At 59.4% G+C, this 456-nt stretch carries 1 protein-coding gene; it reads right to left on the bottom strand.

From position 1 onward, the window contains the following. Nucleotides 1-456: MBG domain-containing protein (locus GS398_RS22165; RefSeq protein ID WP_160909027.1), on the bottom strand; the 456-nt coding region annotated here is incomplete at both ends.

The following is a 456-nucleotide window of genomic DNA, read 5'->3' as shown; positions in this document are numbered from 1 at the left end:
AATCACCAGGTCGGCGCCTGTAAAGTTGATGACGTAGTTGGATCCGGCGCTGAGGTCCCCGATCTTGATGGCGTAGGTACCGGCATTGTTCATGCCGGCCGTATTATCTCTTCCGGGCTTTCCGCTGAAGCCGTCGGTACCTGTCAGCCCGGTGTAGGTATAGGTAAACTCCGGATCGGGCCCGCCGTAGGTTTCACGTTTTGCGTCAGCGGTAACGGTAACCGTTTTGGGACGGATCACCACACTGGCGGGCACGAAGGTAAGGGCGTAGTTCGCCCCTGCGCTGAGCGTTCCCTGTGTGATGGGGTAGGTGCCCGCATTTTTTGCTTTCGCCCAGGCGGGCTCCCCGGTAAAGCTGTTCCCCGGCAGGGCGGAGGAGTAGGTAATCGCAGGCTCCGCATCGCCATACACGATATGTTTCTCGTCGGCGGTCACGGTAACGGGTTTGGGGGTGAT

The organism is Hufsiella ginkgonis (assembly GCF_009834915.1).
Classification (GTDB): Bacteria; Bacteroidota; Bacteroidia; order Sphingobacteriales; family Sphingobacteriaceae; genus Hufsiella; species Hufsiella ginkgonis.
The sequence above is the reverse complement of the archived record's forward strand: the minus strand, read 5'-3'. Positions and strand labels throughout refer to the sequence as shown.